This is a genomic window from Kitasatospora sp. NPDC098652 (genome assembly GCF_044760155.1).
Taxonomy (GTDB): domain Bacteria; phylum Actinomycetota; class Actinomycetes; order Streptomycetales; family Streptomycetaceae; genus Kitasatospora.
On sequence record NZ_JBIWAQ010000001.1, the window covers coordinates 395,656 to 413,314 of the forward strand.

A 17,659-nucleotide genomic window follows, 5' to 3' on the forward strand; every position below is an offset into this window, starting at 1 on the left:
TCACTGGTCCGACGGGTCGGGAGCGCCCGGCGGGGTGCCGGGGGCCGAGCGGCCGACCGTGCCGCCGTCCGACGGGGAGTTGCCGCGCGGGCGGCCGGTCGAGCCCGGGCTGGGCGCCCCCGTGCAGGTCGCCGAGGACGGCGAGCCGGTGGAGGTGCCGCACCCGGGGGTCGGCCGGACCGGGTCCGGGATGTGGACGGTGCTGAACTCCTTGTCCGGCATGGTCCGCACGGCGTCGCTCATGGCCTGCTGCCAGATCGGCCCCGGGCCGGTCGCCCCGAACACCTCGGGCTGGTACTGGCCGCCGATCCGGATGTTGCGCATCGGCACCTTGACGCCCGGGCTGCCCAGCCAGACCGAGCCGGCCAGGTTGCCGGTGTAGCCGGTGAACCAGGCCGACTTCTTCTCGTCCGTGGTGCCGGTCTTGCCCGCGATCTGGCGGTCGTCGTCGAGCCGGAGGTCCCGCGCGGTGCCGCCCTTCTCGGTCACTCCGAGCAGCACGCTGTTGATCACGTCGGCGGTGTCCGGGGACATCACCTGGTCGCAGTGGGCCGGGGCCACCGGCACGTCCTTGCCGTCCACCGTGGTGATCCGGTTGATCGCCACCGGCGCGCAGTAGGAGCCCCGGGCGGCGAAGGTCGCGTAGACGTTGGCCATGGTCAGCGGGCTGACCTCCTGGGTGCCCAGGCCGAGGGCGGGCACCTCCTGCAAGGGGTCGCCGCTCGCCTTGCCGGTCACCCCCAGCTTGTTGGCCATCTGCTTGACGGCGCAGAGCCCGATCTCCTGCTCCATCTGCACGAAGTAGGTGTTGACCGAGAGCGCCATCGCCTGCTTGAGCTGGTACGGCCCCTTCTCGCTCGGGCTCTCGTTGGGGATCGTCCCCTCCTTCTTGCCCTTGCTGAGGTTCTTCCAGGTGCCGTCGCAGGTCTTCATCGTCGGCCAGTCCATCCGGTTCGGCGAGTCGTACTGCTGGGTCGGCGACAGGCCGGCCTCCAGGGCGGCGGCGGCCACGATCGGCTTGAAGTTGGAGCCGGGCTGGAAGCCGATGCCCCCGCCCATCGCCGCGTCCACGTTGAGGTTGACGACGGTCTGGTTCTTCTCCTTCGCCAGACCGTACGGGCGGGTCTGGGCCATCGCCAGGATCTTGCCGTTGCCGGGCTCGACCATCGTCATCGCCGCCGAGACCGGGTCGGTGACGTACACCTTGGTGGAGACGGCGTTCTGCGCGGCGGCCTGCTTGTCCGGGTCGAGGGTGGTGTAGATGTTCAACCCGCCGGTGTCCCACAGCTTCTTGCGCTCGGCGGCGCTCTTGCCGTAGGCCGGGTCCTGCTTGACCACGTGGCGGACGTAGTCGCAGAAGAAGCCCATTCCGGCCTGGGCGGTGATGCAACCGTTCTGCGGGTCCTTGTAGTTGAGGCCCAGCGGGGCGGCCTTGGCCTCGGCCGCCTGCTGGGCGGTGATGTGCCTGTTCTCCACCATCTTGTCGATCACGGTGTCCCGGCGCTTCTGGGCCGCCACCGGGTGCAGCTTCGGGTCGTACTGGGAGGGGTTCTGCACCAGCCCGGCGAGCATCGCCGCCTCGGGGAGGGCGAGGTCCTTGGCGTCCTTGCTGAAGTACCGCTGGGAGGCGGCCTGGATGCCGTACGCCTGGTGGCCGTAGAAGGTGATGTTCAGGTAGTTGGTGAGGATCTGCTCCTTGGAGAGGTCCTCCTCCAGCTTGATGGCGTACCGCAGTTCCTGGATCTTGCGGCCCAGGGTCTTGCGCTGCGCCTCGCGCACCGCGACCGGGTCGTCCCCGGCCATCTCGACGTTGACGTTCTTCACGTACTGCTGGGTGAGGGTGGAGGCGCCCTGCACGGCGGCGCCGCTCTCCGCGTTCTTGGTGATCGCCCGCAGCACGCCCTTGAGGTCGACGGCGCCGTGCTCGTAGAAGCGCGCGTCCTCGATGTCCACCTGGGCCTTGCGGATCAGCGGCGACATCTGCTCGGCGGTCAGGACCGTGCGGTCGCGCTCGTAGACCTTGGCGATCAGGCCGCCCTTGGCGTCGAAGATCTGGGTCGCCTGGGTGAGCGGCGGGGTCTTGAAGTCGTCGGGGATGCTCTCGAAGCCCTCGGCGCCGCTCTTGGCGCCCAGTCCGACCGCGCCCGCGCCCGGGAGGATCAGCCCCGCCAGCAGGACGCCGCCCAGCACGCTGGAGCCGAGGAAGGTGGCCGCATGGCGCAGGAGTCCGAGCGGGGTCTCACGGCGCCTCGGGCGCGGGACCCAGGTGTCGCCCGGGTCCGGGGCAGGTATGCGGTTCTTCGGTGGCATGGTTCGAACACTACGGCCGTGAATCCCCACCGCGGGGGGCCTGTTGGCGAACTATTGTCACAAAATCGCGACAGGTCCGACTCATGTGTGAGGGCCGAACGTGGGTACACGCAGGGACAAGGGCCGTTCGTCCACGGCCGTTGCCCCAGCTGCTGGGGTCGCGTCAGCCGGCGGCCGGGCAGAACACGTCCTCGGCCGGGCGACGGCCCGTCACCAGGAAGTCCGTCACCGCCGCGTCGCCGCAGGCGTTCCCGTTCGCCCGGTAGACGTGGTGGCCGCCGGAGTCGACCGTCACCATCCGGGCCCGGTCGCCGAACGCCGCCCGGAGCTTGAGCGCGCCGGAGTACGGGCTGGCCGGGTCGCGCAGGTTCTGCGCCAGCAGGACGTTCGACGGGCCCCGGCCGGTCACCCGCACCGGCGGCTCGGCCGGGGCGAACGGCCAGAAGGCGCAGGGCATCACGTTCACCGGCATGCCCGCGGTGAGCGGCCGGGCGGCCCGGTCGGCGGCCGCGTCCTTGGCGTAGACCGCCGGGTCGGCGGGCCAGCGGACGTCGTTGCAGAGCGTGCCGACGGAGGCCGCGAGGGTGTTCTGCACCGCCGCGTCGGGCGGCACGACCGGGGCGGGCAGCGGGCGGCGGCCGAGGCCCGCCAGCATCAGCCGGGCCAGGTCGGGGAAGCCGGCGTCCGCGTTCAGGCTGGTCAGCATGGACTCGCGCAGCACATTGCCGTTCAGCTCGGCCGGGTTGGCGCCGGGCCAGGGCAGCGGGGCCGCGTCCAGCCGGGCGGCGAGGTCCAGGAACAGCGGGCGCACCTGCTCGGGGGTGTCCGCGACCCGGTCCGGATTGTCCGGCGCCGACGCCCACGCGGCGAAGTCGGGGAAGCGGTCCTCGGCGCCCTGGCCGAAGGCGGCCAGCCAGCCGCGGCCGACCTTCGACGGGTCCGGGTCGTCGTTGCTGTCCAGCACGACCCGGTCGGTGCGCCCGGGGAACATGGTGGCGTAGACGGCGCCCGCGTAGGTGCCGTACGAGGTGCCCCAGACGGAGAGCTTGCGCTCGCCGAGGGCCTGGCGGATCCGGTCGATGTCGCGGGCCTCGTTGGCCGTGGAGATGCTGCGCAGCACCGGGCCCCCGTTGCGCACGCAGGTCTCGGCGACCCGGCGGGCGGTGGCCAGGTTGGTGTCGATCGAGCCGTCGGCGGCCGGCCAGGGGCGCAGGTTGACCATCGCCAGGTCGGAGTGGTCCAGGCCGCAGCTGACCGGGGTGGAGCCGCCGACGCCGCGCGGGTCGAAGCCGACCAGGTCGAAGCGGTCCAGGACGGACTGCGGGAGGCGCCCGACGGCGCTCGTGGGCAGGCCGAGGCCGGAACCGCCCGGCCCGCCGGGCACGGTCAGCAGCACGCCGCGGCGCAGGCCCGGCTTGGCGGTGGCGATCCGGGAGACGGCGAGCGTGATCTGTTGGCCGTCCGGGTCGTTGTAGTCCAGGGGGACGGTGAGGTCGGCGCACTGCTGGCGGGGGTCGACCCGGCCCTGACAGGTGGTCCAGTCGAGGCCGCCCGCCCCGGAGTGCTCCGGGGCGGCGGCGGCAGCGGGGAGGACGGTCAGCACGGTGACGGCCAGGGTGGCGAGGGTGGTACCGGTGAGTTTCGACATGCCCAAGAGTCTGCTGCGGCAGGGGAGTCGGGCCCATGCCGCCAGCCGGTCGATCGGTGGTGGGGTAATCCCCCGTCGGCGGGCGGGGGCCGCCCCGCACCCGGCGGCGGCGCGCCGATCGTTCGGGCCCTGCGGGGTGACGGCGGGCCGTACGCCGATGATTTCGGGTGCCGGGGAGGAGATCTGAGGAGGCGTGAGGTGACGGCAGGGAGCCCGCAGGACGGAAACGCGCTCGTGCACGAACACGAGCAGGAGCACGAGCACGAGCACCGGGGCGAGGGGCCCGCCGCGCCCGTGGGGCACGGCCACGGCCATGTGCACGGCCACGCGCACGGCCATGCGCACAGCCACGCCCACGGGCCCGCCGCGCCGGTCTCCGCCCACCTGCGCAAGGTGATCGCGGCCGTGCTGATCCCGTTCGCGCTCGCCGTCGCCGTCGGCCTGGTGGCGCTCTGGCCGGGCGGAATCCCGGCCCACCAGCACACCGGGGTCGGCTTCGACCAGCAGATCCGGCACGGCCGGGTCACCGGGATCCAGGAGCTGCCCTGCGGCGACCTCGGCCCCGCCGACGGGGGCAGCTGCCGGCAGGGCACCGTCGAGGTCACCGACGGCCCGGACCGGGGCCGCACCTTCACCGTGGTCGTCCACCCGTCCGAGTCCCGGCGCTACGAGCTCGGCGAGCGGGTCGTCCTCACGTACGCGCCGAACGCCCCGGCGGACCTTCGCTACAGCGTCGTCGACGTGGACCGGAACCTGCCGATGGGCGTGCTCGCCGGGCTGTTCGCCGTGGTCGTGGTGGTGATCGGCCGCTGGCGCGGGGTCGCCGCGCTGATCGCGCTGGCGATCAGCTTCGCCGTGCTGTCGCTGTTCATCCTGCCCGCCATCCTGCGCGGCTCGGACCCGCTGCTGGTGGCGATCGTCGGCGCCAGCGCGATCATGCTGATCGCCCTCTACCTGTGCCACGGGCTCTCCGCCCGCACCTCGGTGGCGGTGCTGGGGACGCTGGCGTCGCTGGTCCTGATCGGGGTGCTCAGCCTGGTCTTCGCCGCCTGGGCGCGGCTGACCGGCGACACCTCGGAGGAGACCGGGCTGGTCCACGGCCTCTACCCCGGCATCGAGATCCGCGGCCTGCTGCTCGCCGGGTTCGTGATCGGCTCGCTCGGCGTGCTGTTCGACGTGACGGTCACCCAGACCTCGGCGATCTGGGAACTGCACGAGGCCGACCCGACGATGGGCGCCGGCCGGCTCTACCGGACCGGCATGCGGATCGGCCGCGACCACATCGCCTCGACCGTCAACACCCTGGTGCTCGCCTACGCGGGTGCCGCGCTGCCGCTGCTGCTGCTGTTCTCCGTCGCGCACCGGACGCTGGTGTCGGTGGCGACCAGCGAACTGGTCGCCGAGGAGATCGCCCGCACCCTGGTCGGCAGCATCGGACTGGTCGCGGCGGTGCCGGTCACCACCGGTCTGGCCGCCCTGATCGCCGCCGCCGACCACCCCCGGACGGCACCGGTCCCCACCGGGCGGCACCGGCCCGCCTGACACCCCCCCCGGGGGGGGAGCGGACGGGAGGTCAGAGGCCGAGCAGCCCCGGGTCCGAGGCCAGGGCGCGCAGCGGCTCGCGCGGGTCGGCGACCAGCCGGCGCGCCGCCAGGTCGAGGATGCCGCCCACCCCGGTGACCTCGGCGGCCAGCACGCCGTCCTCGCGGGTCAGCCGCTGCACCACCTGGAAGGTCTTGCCCCCCAGCCAGACGAACGCGCAGCTGATCTCCACCGTGTCCCCGGCGCGCAGCTCCCGCAGGTACTTCACGGTGGTCTCCAGCACGACCGGGCCCACGCCCTTGGCGACCAGCTCGGCCTGGCGGATCCCGGCCGCCTGCAGGTACTCCCAGCGGGCGTGCTCGGCGTACTGCAGGTAGACGGCCTGGTTCAGGTGGCCCTGGGTGTCGGTCTCGTAGCCGCGCACGGTGACCCGCGTGGTGAAGTCCTGATCGGTCATGCCCCGCACGGTACTCCAGCGGGACGGGCACGGCGGCGTAACCTCCGTCACCACCCCGGGGTTACGGGAGGGTGAGGATGCGCGGGCCGTCCTCGGTCACGGCGACGGTGTGCTCGATGTGGGCGGCGCGGCTGCCGTCCGTGGTGCGCAGGGTCCAGCCGTCCGGGTCGGTGTCGTAGTCGTCGCGGCCGCCGGCCGTCAGCATCGGCTCGATGGCCAGCACCAGGCCCGGGCGCAGCGGGTAACCCCGGCCGGGGCGGCCCTCGTTGGGGACGTGCGGGTCCTCGTGCATCCGGCGGCCGATGCCGTGGCCGCCGAAGCCGTCGAGCAGCCCGTACCGCGCGGAGCGGGCCACCGAGCCGACGGCGTGGGCGATGTCGCCGATCCGGTTGCCGACCACGGCGGCGGCGATCCCGGCCTCCAGGGCCCGCCGGGTGGCGGCGATCAGCTCGGCGTCCTCGGGGCGGGCGGGGCCGACGGTGAAGCTCACGGCGGAGTCGCCGCACCAGCCGTCCAGGACGGCCCCGCAGTCGATGCTCACCAGGTCGCCGTCGCGCAGCCGGTAGCCGTTCGGGACGCCGTGCACGACCGCGTCGTTCACGGAGGCGCAGATGACGGCGGGGAAGGGCACCGGTGCGAAGGCCGGCCGGTACCCGAGGAACGGCGAGGTCGCCCCGGCGGCCGAGAGCACCCCGCGCGCCACCTCGTCCAGCTCCAGCAGGCTCACGCCCGCCGCCGCCTCCCGCTGCACGGCCGCCAACGCGTTGGCGACCACCCGCCCGGCCTCGCGCATCGCGTCGAGGGCGGCGTCCGACTTGAGTTCGACCATGGTGAACCTCTCCCCTGGATCCAATTCTTATACCGGTATTTGTATCACGGTTCCCGGGGACGGGCGGACGCCCTAGACTCGACGGCATGGTGAGGACTCCGCTGACCCCGTGGGAGCGCGAGCGCGGTGAGCGCTTCGGGGCGCTGCTGCGCGAGGCGCGTGGCGAGCGCAGCATGGTCGAGGTGGCGGCGGTGGCCGGTGTCTCGGCGGAGACGCTGCGGAAGATCGAGACGGGGCGGGCGCCGACGCCGTCCTTCTTCACCATCGCGGCGCTGGCGTTCGCGCTGGACCTGTCGCTGGACGAGCTGGCGGGCGCGTGCGCGCTGCCCGAGGACGGCGCCGCGCTCTCCGCGTAGGACAGGCCCGGAACGGGGACGGCCCGCCGGGCGCGTGCTGCGCCGGGCGGGCCGTCGGTCGGGGCGGGTGACCGGCCTCAGCCGACCGAGCTGTTGTAGCTCTCGATCGCGGGCTGGAGCTCCTTGGCCGCGTCGGCGAGCGCCTGCTGGGCGGTCTTGCTGCCCGAGACGGTCTGCTCGATGGCCGTCTCCACGCCCTTGCGGGCCTGCGGCATCACGCCGAGCAGGCAGCCGGCGGTGGCCGGGGTGGGCTTGGTGGCCTTCAACTGGTCGATGGCCGTCTGGAACTGCGGGTACTTGCCGACCCACTCCCTGTCCTTGGGGTCGTCCAGGGACTTCTTGTTGACCGGGAAGTAGCCGGTCCCGGTGTGCCAGACGGCCTGCTGCTCGGGGCCGGTGACGAACTTCTCGAACTCCCAGGCCGCCCGCTTCTCGGCGTCCGAGTGGCCCGGGCCGCTGATCCACAGCGAGGCGCCGCCGATCACCGGACCACCCTGGTCGGCGGCCGTCACCTTGGGGAAGGGCGCCGTGCCGACGCCGAACTTGGCGGCCTCGGTGTAGCCGCGCAGCACGCCGGTGGACTCCAGGTGCATGGCGACCGTGCCGGACTTGAACGCGGCCTGGGCGTCGTCGGTGACCCGGCCGGTGTTGGCCGCGTAGCCGCCCTTGACCAGGTCGGCCCACCACTGGACGATCTGCGCGCCCTGGGCGGAGTCGAAGACGACCTTGCCCGCCTTGCTGCTGCGGCCGTTGTCGTTGTCGCAGTACATGGTGCCGGACTCGGCGAGCAGTTCCTCGACGAACCAGCCGTAGATCGCGGCCCCGAAGCCGTAGCGGACGGTCTTGCCGTCGGCGTCCTTCTTGGTCAGCTTCTTGGCCAGGTCGGCCAGCTCGTTGAGGTCCTTCGGCGGCTGCGCCGGGTCGAGGCCGGCCTCCTTGAAGGCGTCGGTGTTCAGGTAGAGCAGCGGCATCGAGGAGTTGAACGGCATCGAGACCAGCTTGCCGTTGGCCGAGTAGTAGTTGCGAATGTTGGGGTCGAGGTCGTCCAGCGAGTAGCCGTCCTTGTCGGCGAAGGCCTGGGCGGGGACGGTCTGCTTGGAGTCGATCATGAAGCGGGTGCCGATGTCGTAGACCTGCACCAGGGCGGGGGTGCCCTTCTGCTGCACCGCGGCCTTGTACTTGGTGACCAGCTCGTCGTACTTGCCCTGGAACTGCGCCTTGACCTCGATCTTGCCCTGGTGGGCCGCGTTGAAGTCCTTCACCAGGCCGTTCAGCACCTCGGCGTTCTTGCCGGTCATCGAGTGCCAGAACTCGACGGTGGTGACGCCGGAGGCCTGGTCGAGCGCCTGGGCGCCAGGCGCCCCGGCGTCGGTGGAACCGCCCGAGCCGGAGCCCGAGCCGCTGGAGCTGCAGGCGGTCAGGGACAGGCCGGCCACCAGCAGGGCCGCGAGCGCGCGTGCACTCTTCTTCACGAGGGATCCTTCTTCTTCCGGTTGACGGGCGGGATGTACGGGCGGGACGGACGGGCGGGACGGACGCGCGGGACGGACGCGCGGGACGGACGATCCGGTCCGGCGCGGCTCAGCGGACAGCGCCCGCGGTGAGGCCGCGGACGATGAAGCGCTGGCCGAAGACCACCAGGGCGAGGGTGGGCAGCAGCGAGAGCACCACGCCCGCCAGGATCAGGCCGGGGTCGGCCATCTCCGCGTCGCGCAGCGAGGTGAGGCCGATCTGCAGGGTCTGCATCTCGGCGGTGCGGGTGATGATGAGCGGCCAGAAGTACTGGTTCCAGGCCGACAGGAAGACGTAGATCGACAGCGCGGCCAGGGCCGGCTTGTTGAGCGGCACGACGATCCGCCACAGGAACCGCCAGTGCCCGGCGCCGTCGATCCGGGCCGCGTCGCGCAGTTCGCCGGGCAGCTGACGGAAGGCCTGGCGCAGCATGAAGGTGCCGAAGCCGGAGGCGAGGAACGGCAGCACCAGGCCGAAGTAGGTGTTGCCGAGGCCCCAGCCCGACAGCGTCAGGTAGTTGGGGATGATGATGGCCTCCCAGGGGACCATCAGCGTCGCCAGGAAGAGCCCGAACACCACGGCCCGCGCCTTCATCGGCAGGAAGACGAAGGCGTACGCGGCCAGGATCGAGGTGACCAGCTGGGCGAGGGTGATGCCGGTGGCGGTGATCGCCGAGTTGGCGTACTGCCGGAACAGCGGGATGGTGTCGACGGCGCCGGAGAAGTTCCGCCCGGTGACCGAGTGGGGCACCAACGCGGGCGGGTTGGAGGCGAGTTCGGACGGCTCCATGAAGGCGCCGACGACCGCGTAGTACACCGGGAAGGCCACCGTGACCACGGCGACGGCGAGCAGCAGGTAGACGGCGGCGCGGCCGAGCAGGTCGCGCGGGGAGCGGCCGGCCAGCGGGCGGACCCTCGGGCGGGGCGGGGCGGCCTGGGCCTCGGCCTCGGTGACGACCGTGCTCATGCGTAGTGCACCTTCCGCTCCAGGACGCCGAACTGGACGGCCGTGCAGGCGAGGACGACCAGCAGCAGCACTACGGCCTGGGCGCTCGCCGTGCCGAAGTCGCTGGAGCCGTAGGCGAAGGCCTTCTCGTAGACGGAGTAGACCAGGGTCCGGGTGGAGCCGTCGGGCCCGCCCTTGGTGAGGATGTGGATCTGGCCGAAACTCTGCAGTGCGTGGACGGTGGAGACCACCGTCAGGAAGAACAGGTTCGGGCCGAGCATCGGGACGGTGATCGAGCGGGCCAGCCGCAGGCCGGAGGCGCCGTCGATCCGGGCCGCCTCGACGACCTCGCCGGGGATCGATCCGATGCCCGCCGAGAGCACCAGCACGTTGTAGCCGAGGTTCATCCAGACCGTGGTCAGGGCCACCGAGAACAGCGCGTACCGGGAGTCGGTCAGCCAGCCGACCGGGCCCAGGCCGAGGTGCGACAGCAGGCCGTTCAGCACCCCGCTGGCCGGGTTGTAGAACACCGCGAAGACCACCGAGGCGCTGGCCACCGAGAAGGCGAAGGGCAGCGCGAAGGCGGAGCGCAGCAGCCGTACGCCGCGGATCCGGTTCTCCAGCAGCAGCACCAGCACCAGCGCGCCGAGCACCCCGGGCACCACGGTGAGCAGGGTGAACAGCGCGGTGGTGACCAGCGTCCGGCCGAAGTCGGCGGAGGCCAGCAGGTCGGTGTAGTGCTTGAACCCGACGTAGCGGGAGGGCGCGCCGAAGAGGTCGTTGGCGTGCCCGCTGAGGTAGATCGTCCGTCCCAGCGGATAGCCGATGAACAGGACGAAGACCACCAGGGAGGGCAGCAGGAAGGCCCAGGCGAGCCCGTGCTCGCCCCAGCGGCTTCGACGGCCCACGAGGGGCACGGGTTGGGGTGCGGTCGGCATCGGTGGCACGTCCGCCTTTCGTGTGTTGGTTCCGGCCGAAACCGTGTCCTGCCCGAACGACGGCGCGGGAACCCCACGGTGATCAACCGGTGTCCCCGGGATTACGCGTTCGCGTCAGATTTCGGCCGGTCGTGCGCGCAACAGCCGCTCCCGGCACGGCGGCCGGCCGGGCGCCCTCGGCCGGCACCTGGGCGTCGGCGGGTCTCGGCGGCCGGCACCGGGCTGTCAGCGGAGTGCCGTACGGTGCGCGGGTGAACGAGACGGATTTCGACATGCGGGCCGCGATGGCCGGAGCGCCGGACGGCCGGGCGGGCGCCTGGGCGCTGGTCCGGGGCTTCGCCGGGTACTGGGGCGAGCCGCTGGGCTCGCGGGACGGTTTCACCGAGGCCGAACTGGACGCGGCCGAACAGCGGCTGGGGCTGCGGCTGCCGGTGGCCCTGCGCGAGGCGTACCGGCTGTTCGGGCGCCGGGCCGACCTCACCAGCTCCCAGGACGTGCTGCTGACGCCCGACGAGCTCCATGTGCTGGACGGCGCGCTGGTGTACCGGGCCGAGAACCAGGGCTGCGCGCACTGGGGCGTGCTGCTGGCCGACCTCGCACTGGAGGACCCGCCGACGGTGGGCCGCCTGGACCTCGCGGACAAGTCGCAGGAACGCTGGGAGCCCTGGGAGGAGCGCTTCTCGACGGCGGCGGCGGTGATGGCGATGAGCGAGAAGCTGCTGGAGGACGCGGAGTTGAGCGTCTTCTTCGCGCCCGGCGACGAACTGCCCGACGGACTGGAGGAGTTGCCCGCGCTCGGCTGCCACTACCGGTGGTACGCGGGGCCGGACGTGCTGCTGCTGCGGATCGAGGAGGACTTCATGGTCGCCCGAGCTCGTACCGAGGCGGCGCTGGACGCGCTCTAGAACTTTCGAACGGCTCCGACGCCCCCTTGGTGAAGGGGGCGTCGGAGCCGTTCGACGGGCAGGCTCAGGCGGTGACGCCGCCGTCCAGCACCAGGTCGGCGCCGACGGTGTAGCCCGCCTCGTCCGAGGCCAGGTACAGCACGGCGGCGGCGATCTCCGCGACCGCGCCGGCCCGGCCGACCGGCACCTCGGCCTTCATCCGGTCGCTCTTGTCGGCGTCGCTCTCGCCGGGCCGGGTCGACATCGGGGTGTCCACCGGGCCCGGGCTGACAGTGTTGATCCGCACGCCCTCGCCGATGTGGTCACGAGCGGCGGAGCGGGTCAGCGCGGTGACGGCGGCCTTGCTGGCGTTGTAGGCGCCCGCGCCCTCGATCCGCTTGTGGACGCCCAGGTTGGACGAGACGTTGACGATGGCCCCGCCGCCGTGAGTGCGCATGTGGCCGATCTGGTGCTTCATCGCCAGCAGGGTGCCGGTCACGTTGACGTCGAAGACCCAGCGGAACTGGTCCTCGTCGATGTCGGCGACCGGACCGGCCGCGCCGAAGACCCCGGCGTTGTTGACGGCGACGTCCAGTCCGCCGAACTGCTCGACGACCTCCCGGACCAGCCGGGCGGCGTCCTCACTGTTCGTCACGTCGCCGGTCAGCGCGACGGCCTTGCCGCCGGCCCGCTCGATCAGCTCGACGGTCTCGGCCAGCGGGCCGAGGCTGCGCCCGGCGACCGCGACCCGGGCGCCCTCCGCGGCGAAGGCGAGCGCGATCCCCCGCCCGATGCCGCTGCCGCCGCCGGTGATCAGGACGGACTTGTCGGCGAAACGCGTGCTCATGAGGTGAACTCCTTGATCCGAGTGGTGCGTTCAGGTGCGTTGGTGGTGGTCGTGGTGGTGCTCGTGGTGTTGGCCTCGGCGGTGCCCCCGGTGGCGCCGCCCCGGGGCAGGACCGCGACCGCGACGGCGGTCAGGGCTAGCCCGGCGGCGGCCGCGGCGAAGGCCGCCGCGTAACCGCCGACGACGGTCGGGCGGGTGGCGGCGAGGGCCATCAGGGCGGCCAGCCCGGCGGTGGGGCCGAGCTCCATGGCGGTGTTGAAGACGCCCGCCGCCAGGCCGGTGCGTTCGGGCGCCACGCCGCCGGTGGCGAGCACGGCCGCCCCGGCGAAGGACGCGGCGGCGCCGGCGGGCAGCAGGAGCAGTCCGGGCAGCAGCCCGGTGGGGTAGCCGCTGGCGGGGTCGAGCCCGGCCAGCAGGGCGAGTCCGGCCGCCTCCAGGGCGAGGCCGGCGGCGGTGACCGGCACCGGACCGTACCGGGCGATCAGCGGCCCGGCCAGCCGTCCGGACAGCAGCAGGGCGACCGCGTACGGCACGAACGCGGCGGAGGTGTCGGCCGCGCTCCAGCCGCGCAGTTGCTGGAGGTAGAGCGAGAGCAGCACGAAGGCCAGGGCGGTGCCGGCGGAGGTCGCCATCACGGCGACCAGGGCGGTGGCCCGGCGGCGGTCGGCGAGGAAGCCGGGCGGCAGCAGCGGGTCGGCGGTGCGGCGTTCGGCGGCGGCGAAGGCGAGCAGCAGGGCCAGGCCGACGGCGAACGGCGCGAGCACGCCGGGGCTGCTCCAGCCGTGCTCGGTGGACGCCACCAGGGCGTAACTCGCCGCGCAGACACCGGTGGTGGCGAGCAGTGCGCCGCGCAGGTCGAGCGCCGGGCGGCGGCTCGCGGGAGCGGGCTCCCGGTCGGAGCCGGAAGCGGCGTCGGGAGCGGTGTCGGGCTGGGCGGCGGGAGCGGTGTCGGGCTCGGGCAGGGTGCCCGAGCGGAGCAGTCCGGCCAGCGCGACCAGGACGGGCACCGCGAACAGCCAGCGCCAGGAGACCACGGCGGCGACCGGGCCCGACACCACGCTGCCGGCCGTCGCGCCGAGCACCGAGAGTCCGCCCCAGCTGGCCATCGCCCGGCGGTAGGCGGCGGGTTCGGGGTACAGCCGGCGGACCACGGCGACCGCCGCCGGGGCGGTGAGGGCCGCGCCCGCGCCCTGGACGAAGCGGCTCGCCAGCAGAACGGGGTAGTCCGGTGCGAGGGCGCAGGCGACCGAGGAGGCGGCGAGCAGCGCCAGGCCCCACCTGATCATCCGGCGGCCGCCGTGACGGTCCGTCAGTCGCCCGCCGAGCAGCAGCAGGGCGGCGAAGGAGAGCCCGTACGCGGCGCTGAGCAGCAGGACGTCGGACGGGCCGAGGCCGAGCTCCCGGGCGACCAGGGGCAGCGGCACGGTGAGGATCATGATCGTGAAGATCAGCACCGCCTGGACGACACCGAGCAGCGCGAAGCTCCCCCGGGCGTTTGTGGTGACACTCATGGACTCCCCCCCACATCAAATTTAAGAACGCTCGGTCCAGAATCAGGACGGCAGAAGACGGCAAAAGACGGCACGAGACGGCGAAGGACGCCAGGCCGACCGAGCCGGAGGCACCCCCGTGGGCCGCCGGTTCGGGCCTGGGCTCAGTCCAGCAGCGTCAGCGCCTGCTCGGCGGCGTCGCGCACCCGGGGCTCGCCCTCGGCGGTCTTGCCCACCACCCGGATCCCCTGCAGCAGCACCACCAGCATCCGGGCCAGCGCCCGCGGCTCCCGCCCGGCGGGCAGTTCGCCCTGGGCCTCGGCGCGCAGCAGGGCGGCGGTCAGCGCCGTCTCCAGGTGGTCGTAACTGACCTCCACCCGGCGGGCCGCCGCCTCGTCGTGCGGGGCGAGTTCGACGGCCGTGTTGGTGATGAAGCAGCCGCGCCTGCGGTCCTCGGCCCCCATCCCCGCATATCGACGCACCAGGGCGCGGACGGCCGGCAGCACCGGGCCGGGCTGGGACAGCTCGGCCAGCAGGCCGGGGTTGTGCTGTTCGTTGTAGCGTTCCAGTGCCCGCAGGTAGAGCTCGTGCTTGCTGCCGAAGGTCGCGTAGATGCTGGCCCGGGCGATGCCCAGCCCTTCGACCAGGTCGGCCATCGAGGTGGCCTCGTAACCGCGCCGCCAGAACAGTTCGAGAGCTGCCTGGAGCGCCGTGTCCGGGTCGAATTCCTTGGTCCGCGCCATGACCGGAACAGTAGCCCTTTCAAGACCGTTCGGTCAAGAAAGATCGAGGAGTGGTCCAGACCGATATCTGACGGAGCATTGCCAACTGGACTAGACCAAGCCTAGCCTTACCGCCCCATCCCTCCTTCTCCCCCACAGGAGGTGTTCCGGCATGCCCGCACTCATCCCCCCGACCCCCCAACAGGCCGTCGAGGCCGCGCGACCGCTCGTCCTGACGGTCTTCCGGATCGTCGTCGGCCTGCTCTTCGCCTGCCACGGCGCCGCCGCACTCTTCGGCGTCCTCGGTGGCGCCAAGGGCGGCGGCAGCATCCCGCCCGGCCAGTGGCCCGGCTGGTGGGCCGCGCTGATCCAACTCGTCGGCGGCGCCCTGGTGCTGCTCGGCAGCGGCACCAGGACGGCCGCCCTGCTCTGCTCCGGCTCGATGGCCTACGCCTACTTCACCGTCCACCAGGAACAGGCCCTGCTGCCGCTGCAGAACGGGGGCGAGCCCTCGGTGATGTTCTGCTGGGCCTTCCTGGCCATCGCGGTGCTCGGCTCCGGCCCGTACTCCCTGGACCGGCTGCTCGCCGCCCGCCGGCCGGCCGCCGAGCCCAGCCCCCAAGCCACCTCGACCGGCTGAGCCTCAGCCCTCCGCGAGGTACCGCTCGACCGAGGCGACCTTGGCGGTGAGGCCGTCGGTGACCCCGGCCCGGTCGTCGATCTTGATGACCGTGCTCACCCGGTCGCTGTGCGCCTTCACCGCCTCGATCGCCGCCTTGATCACCGGCATCACCTCGTCCCACTCCCCCTCGATGCTGGTGAACATCGCGTCCGTCCGGTTCGGCAGCCCACTCGCCCGCACCACCCGCACGGCCGCGGCCACCGCCTCCCCCACGTCCTCGCCGATCCCCAGCGGGGTCACCGAAAAAGCTGCGATCACGGTCTGCGCTCCTTGACGTCCGACGACACCTGGTCGCGACCCGGACCACTCCGGGCCGCGACCAGGCTAACCGGGGCCACCGGGCCAACCGGGCCGCCAGACTCGGCGGGCTCGCCGGGTACTCACCCGGCTCGCCGGAGGGACCGTCAGACGACGGTCGGCAGCGGTGGTTCGACGGCGAGCGGGGCGCTGGCGCGGGCGCGGTGCTGGTCGGCCCAGGAGGTGAGGGCCAGGGTGCAGGCGTGGTCCAGGTGGCGCAGGCCGGACCAGTCGAGTTCCACCGGGCGGTCGCCGGGCAGCCGTTCCAGCGCGTCCAGCAGCCGGGGCAGCCGCAGGAAGGTGGCGTTGCCGCTGAGGCGGACCCGGTGCAGCGGCCGACCGCCCGTCAGTACCACCTCCTCGACCGCGATCTGCAGGTGCGAGGTCTGCCAGGCGGACTTGGCCACGGCCAGGCCGACCCCGATCAGCACCCCCTCGAACAGGTCGGTGGCGACCACGGCGAGCGCCGTCGTGACGAGCACCACCGCCTCGCCCCGGTCGCCCCGGCACAGCGCGGCAATCCGGCGCAGCGGCACCAACTTGGCCCCGGCGTGCACCAGGACGGCGGCCAGCGCGGTGAGCGGGACCAGCCCGAGCACCCCGGGGAGCAGGGCGGTGAACAGCAGCAGCCACAGCCCGTGCAGGAAGCGCGCGGCCCTGGTGCGGGCGCCCGCCTGGACGTTGGCCGCGCTGCGCACGATCACCGCGGTCATCGGCAGGGCGCCGAGCAGTCCGCAGACGGTGTTGCCGACGCCCTGGGCGGTGAGTTCGCGGTCGTAGTCGGTGCGCGGGCCGTGGTGCATCCGGTCGACGGCGGCGGCGCTGAACAGCGTCTCGGCGGAGGCGATCAGGGTGAAGGCGACGACGGTGCCGATGCCCGCGGCACCGGCCAGGCCGCCGAGCGCGGCCGGGTCGGGCAGTCGGAGGACGTCGAGCAGCCCGGCCACTCGTACCCGGGCCACCGGCAGGTCGGCCGCCGCGGTGACGGCGGCGGCCAGGCCGACCGCGGCCAGCGGCGCGGGGACGGTACGGGCGGCGCGGCCCGGCAGGTGCTTCCAGCCGACGAGCACCAGCAGGGTGCCCAGGCCCAGCGCCACCGCGGCGGGGGTGGCGGCGGCGGTGGCCGCGTCGGCGAGCAGGGCGGGGAGTCCGGCGAGCTTCTGCGGGCCGGTGCCGGGGGCGGTCCGGTCGGCGAGGGCGTACAGCTGGCCGGACACCAGGGTCAGCCCGATGCCCGCCAGCATGCCGTGCACCACCGAGGCGGACATCGCCCGGAACCAGCGGCCGAGCCGCAGCGCGCCCATCCCGAGCTGGAGCAGGCCGGTGGCGAGCACCAGCGGGCCGAGGGCGGCGAGGCCGAAGCGCTGGACGGCGTCGGCGACCAGCACGGTCAGCCCGGCGGCGGGCCCGCTGACCTGGAGGCTGCTGCCGGGGAGCAGGCCGACGGCCAGGCCGCCGACGACGCCGGTGACCAGCCCCAGCTCGGCCGGGACGCCGGAGGCGACGGCGACCCCGACGCAGAGCGGGAGGGCGACCAGGAACACCACCAGCGAGGCGGGCAGGTCGTGCCGCCAGGGGACGGCGCGCAGCCCGGCGAGCAGGGAGCGGCGGCGGGACGGCGGGCTCATCCGGTCACCGCCGGGGGCCGGGCAGGGGTGCGGCGCATGGCTGCGCTCCTTCCGCGCGCCCACCGTTGCGGGGGCGCGCCGTAACGGACCGGGGAGGGTGGGAGGGGACTGCCACAGGCGACGGGCGGGCCGGCGGTGCGGGGCGAGGCGGGCCGGCGGTGCGGAGGGAACCGGCGGGGAGAGGCGGGCCGGAGGGGCGCGCCGGCGGGGCGGGACAGGCCGACGGGAGGGCGGGCCGGGGAAGACGTACGGAGCGGAGGCGAGGCGGTGGTCGGACCGCCGCAGTCGCAGCGCGCCCCCCTGCCGTGGCCGGGTCGGATGTGCCGGGCCCGGCGTGCCACCGACGGTACCCAGGTCGGCGGGGCGGCCCGACACCCGGCACCGTCCCTTCACCGGCACTGCACGCCGGCTGCGCGATCCGGCCCGGAGCCTCCGCTTCCCCGGGCACACCAGCGCGAGAGCTGTGCACTTGTCCGAACGGCTCCCCCGCGCCGACTTCCACATTCTGTTGAAGTCCCCTTGACGCCCCGCCGGGCCCGACCCTACCGTGTTTCCACATACAGAAACCGTTC

At 73.3% G+C, this 17,659-nt stretch carries 16 protein-coding genes; 4 read left to right on the top strand and 12 right to left on the bottom strand.

Annotation, left to right across the window (positions count from 1 at the left end; genetic code table 11):
* Together ACIQWA_RS01745 and ACIQWA_RS01750 are read right to left on the bottom strand one after the other, a co-directional pair.
* The gene (locus tag ACIQWA_RS01745; RefSeq protein ID WP_402476784.1) at nt 1–2,310 is read right to left on the bottom strand and encodes a transglycosylase domain-containing protein; all 2,310 of its coding nucleotides are present in this window, start codon (nt 2,308–2,310) and stop codon (nt 1–3) included.
* Nucleotides 2,311–2,473: 163 nt separating this feature from the next.
* The gene (locus tag ACIQWA_RS01750) at nt 2,474–3,958 is read right to left on the bottom strand and encodes an alpha/beta hydrolase (RefSeq protein ID WP_402476787.1); all 1,485 of its coding nucleotides are present in this window, start codon (nt 3,956–3,958) and stop codon (nt 2,474–2,476) included.
* Nucleotides 3,959–4,192: 234 nt separating this feature from the next.
* Here ACIQWA_RS01750 and ACIQWA_RS01755 point away from each other — a divergent pair, with 234 nt between their 5' ends.
* Nucleotides 4,193–5,500, top strand: a complete 1,308-nt coding sequence (locus ACIQWA_RS01755) for a YibE/F family protein (RefSeq protein WP_402477846.1) — start codon at nt 4,193–4,195, stop codon at nt 5,498–5,500.
* 31 nt (nt 5,501–5,531) lie between these two features.
* Here the strand turns inward: ACIQWA_RS01755 and ACIQWA_RS01760 are convergent, their stop codons facing one another.
* Together ACIQWA_RS01760 and map are read right to left on the bottom strand one after the other, a co-directional pair.
* The gene (locus tag ACIQWA_RS01760) at nt 5,532–5,957 is read right to left on the bottom strand and encodes an acyl-CoA thioesterase (RefSeq protein ID WP_360230744.1); all 426 of its coding nucleotides are present in this window, start codon (nt 5,955–5,957) and stop codon (nt 5,532–5,534) included.
* Between the two features lie 61 nt (nt 5,958–6,018).
* Nucleotides 6,019–6,786, bottom strand: coding sequence for a type I methionyl aminopeptidase (gene map / locus ACIQWA_RS01765; RefSeq protein WP_402476791.1), 768 nt, complete (start codon nt 6,784–6,786; stop codon nt 6,019–6,021).
* A gap of 86 nt (nt 6,787–6,872) precedes the next feature.
* On the opposite strand from map, the gene ACIQWA_RS01770 reads away from it, so the two are divergent.
* Nucleotides 6,873–7,142, top strand: coding sequence for a helix-turn-helix domain-containing protein (locus ACIQWA_RS01770; RefSeq protein ID WP_402476794.1), 270 nt, complete (start codon nt 6,873–6,875; stop codon nt 7,140–7,142).
* 77 nt (nt 7,143–7,219) lie between these two features.
* Here the strand turns inward: ACIQWA_RS01770 and ACIQWA_RS01775 are convergent, their stop codons facing one another.
* From ACIQWA_RS01775 to ACIQWA_RS01785, 3 genes are all read right to left on the bottom strand, one after another.
* Entirely contained in the window at nt 7,220–8,614 is a 1,395-nt protein-coding gene (locus ACIQWA_RS01775; RefSeq protein WP_402476797.1) for an ABC transporter substrate-binding protein, read from the bottom strand.
* A gap of 109 nt (nt 8,615–8,723) precedes the next feature.
* A complete protein-coding gene (locus tag ACIQWA_RS01780; protein ID WP_402476800.1) occupies nt 8,724–9,620 on the bottom strand; it encodes a carbohydrate ABC transporter permease in 897 nt (298 codons plus the stop codon).
* On the bottom strand, nt 9,617–10,507 hold the full coding sequence (locus ACIQWA_RS01785) for a carbohydrate ABC transporter permease (protein ID WP_402476802.1): 891 nt from the start codon (nt 10,505–10,507) through the stop codon (nt 9,617–9,619). Before ACIQWA_RS01785 ends, ACIQWA_RS01780 begins: the two co-directional genes overlap by 4 nt.
* A gap of 281 nt (nt 10,508–10,788) precedes the next feature.
* On the opposite strand from ACIQWA_RS01785, the gene ACIQWA_RS01790 reads away from it, so the two are divergent.
* Nucleotides 10,789–11,442 (top strand): SMI1/KNR4 family protein, encoded by a 654-nt coding sequence (locus ACIQWA_RS01790; protein ID WP_402476805.1) that lies wholly within the window; start codon nt 10,789–10,791, stop codon nt 11,440–11,442.
* Between the two features lie 64 nt (nt 11,443–11,506).
* Here the strand turns inward: ACIQWA_RS01790 and ACIQWA_RS01795 are convergent, their stop codons facing one another.
* The 3 genes from ACIQWA_RS01795 to ACIQWA_RS01805 form a co-directional block, all read right to left on the bottom strand.
* On the bottom strand, nt 11,507–12,268 hold the full coding sequence (locus ACIQWA_RS01795) for an SDR family NAD(P)-dependent oxidoreductase (protein ID WP_402476808.1): 762 nt from the start codon (nt 12,266–12,268) through the stop codon (nt 11,507–11,509).
* The gene (locus ACIQWA_RS01800) at nt 12,265–13,779 is read right to left on the bottom strand and encodes an MFS transporter (RefSeq protein ID WP_402476810.1); all 1,515 of its coding nucleotides are present in this window, start codon (nt 13,777–13,779) and stop codon (nt 12,265–12,267) included. The genes ACIQWA_RS01795 and ACIQWA_RS01800 overlap by 4 nt, the downstream gene beginning before the upstream one ends.
* 143 nt (nt 13,780–13,922) lie before the next feature.
* The gene (locus tag ACIQWA_RS01805) at nt 13,923–14,501 is read right to left on the bottom strand and encodes a TetR family transcriptional regulator (protein WP_360230726.1); all 579 of its coding nucleotides are present in this window, start codon (nt 14,499–14,501) and stop codon (nt 13,923–13,925) included.
* 151 nt (nt 14,502–14,652) lie between these two features.
* Between ACIQWA_RS01805 and ACIQWA_RS01810 the strand changes: the two genes are divergently transcribed.
* The gene (locus ACIQWA_RS01810; RefSeq protein ID WP_402476814.1) at nt 14,653–15,120 is read left to right on the top strand and encodes a DoxX family protein; all 468 of its coding nucleotides are present in this window, start codon (nt 14,653–14,655) and stop codon (nt 15,118–15,120) included.
* Between the two features lie 3 nt (nt 15,121–15,123).
* Here the strand turns inward: ACIQWA_RS01810 and ACIQWA_RS01815 are convergent, their stop codons facing one another.
* Both ACIQWA_RS01815 and ACIQWA_RS01820 read right to left on the bottom strand, forming a co-directional pair.
* Nucleotides 15,124–15,420 carry an MTH1187 family thiamine-binding protein gene (locus tag ACIQWA_RS01815; RefSeq protein WP_360230722.1) on the bottom strand — a complete coding sequence of 99 codons (297 nt, stop codon included), beginning with the start codon at nt 15,418–15,420 and terminating at the stop codon, nt 15,124–15,126.
* Between the two features lie 146 nt (nt 15,421–15,566).
* A complete protein-coding gene (locus tag ACIQWA_RS01820) occupies nt 15,567–17,087 on the bottom strand; it encodes a SulP family inorganic anion transporter (protein ID WP_402476815.1) in 1,521 nt (506 codons plus the stop codon).
* Nucleotides 17,088–17,659 lie beyond the last annotated feature (572 nt).

Excerpts from the sequence above, each read along its gene's own strand:
- ACIQWA_RS01745 (WP_402476784.1), bottom strand. The coding sequence starts at position 2,310 with ATGCCACCGAAGAACCGCATACCTGCCCCGGACCCGGGCGACACCTGG.
- ACIQWA_RS01750 (WP_402476787.1), bottom strand. The coding sequence starts at position 3,958 with ATGTCGAAACTCACCGGTACCACCCTCGCCACCCTGGCCGTCACCGTG.
- ACIQWA_RS01760 (WP_360230744.1), bottom strand. The coding sequence starts at position 5,957 with ATGACCGATCAGGACTTCACCACGCGGGTCACCGTGCGCGGCTACGAG.
- map (WP_402476791.1), bottom strand. The coding sequence starts at position 6,786 with ATGGTCGAACTCAAGTCGGACGCCGCCCTCGACGCGATGCGCGAGGCC.
- ACIQWA_RS01770 (WP_402476794.1), top strand. The coding sequence starts at position 6,873 with ATGGTGAGGACTCCGCTGACCCCGTGGGAGCGCGAGCGCGGTGAGCGC.
- ACIQWA_RS01780 (WP_402476800.1), bottom strand. The coding sequence starts at position 9,620 with ATGAGCACGGTCGTCACCGAGGCCGAGGCCCAGGCCGCCCCGCCCCGC.
- ACIQWA_RS01795 (WP_402476808.1), bottom strand. The coding sequence starts at position 12,268 with ATGAGCACGCGTTTCGCCGACAAGTCCGTCCTGATCACCGGCGGCGGC.
- ACIQWA_RS01800 (WP_402476810.1), bottom strand. The coding sequence starts at position 13,779 with ATGAGTGTCACCACAAACGCCCGGGGGAGCTTCGCGCTGCTCGGTGTC.
- ACIQWA_RS01805 (WP_360230726.1), bottom strand. The coding sequence starts at position 14,501 with ATGGCGCGGACCAAGGAATTCGACCCGGACACGGCGCTCCAGGCAGCT.
- ACIQWA_RS01810 (WP_402476814.1), top strand. The coding sequence starts at position 14,653 with ATGCCCGCACTCATCCCCCCGACCCCCCAACAGGCCGTCGAGGCCGCG.
- ACIQWA_RS01820 (WP_402476815.1), bottom strand. The coding sequence starts at position 17,087 with ATGAGCCCGCCGTCCCGCCGCCGCTCCCTGCTCGCCGGGCTGCGCGCC.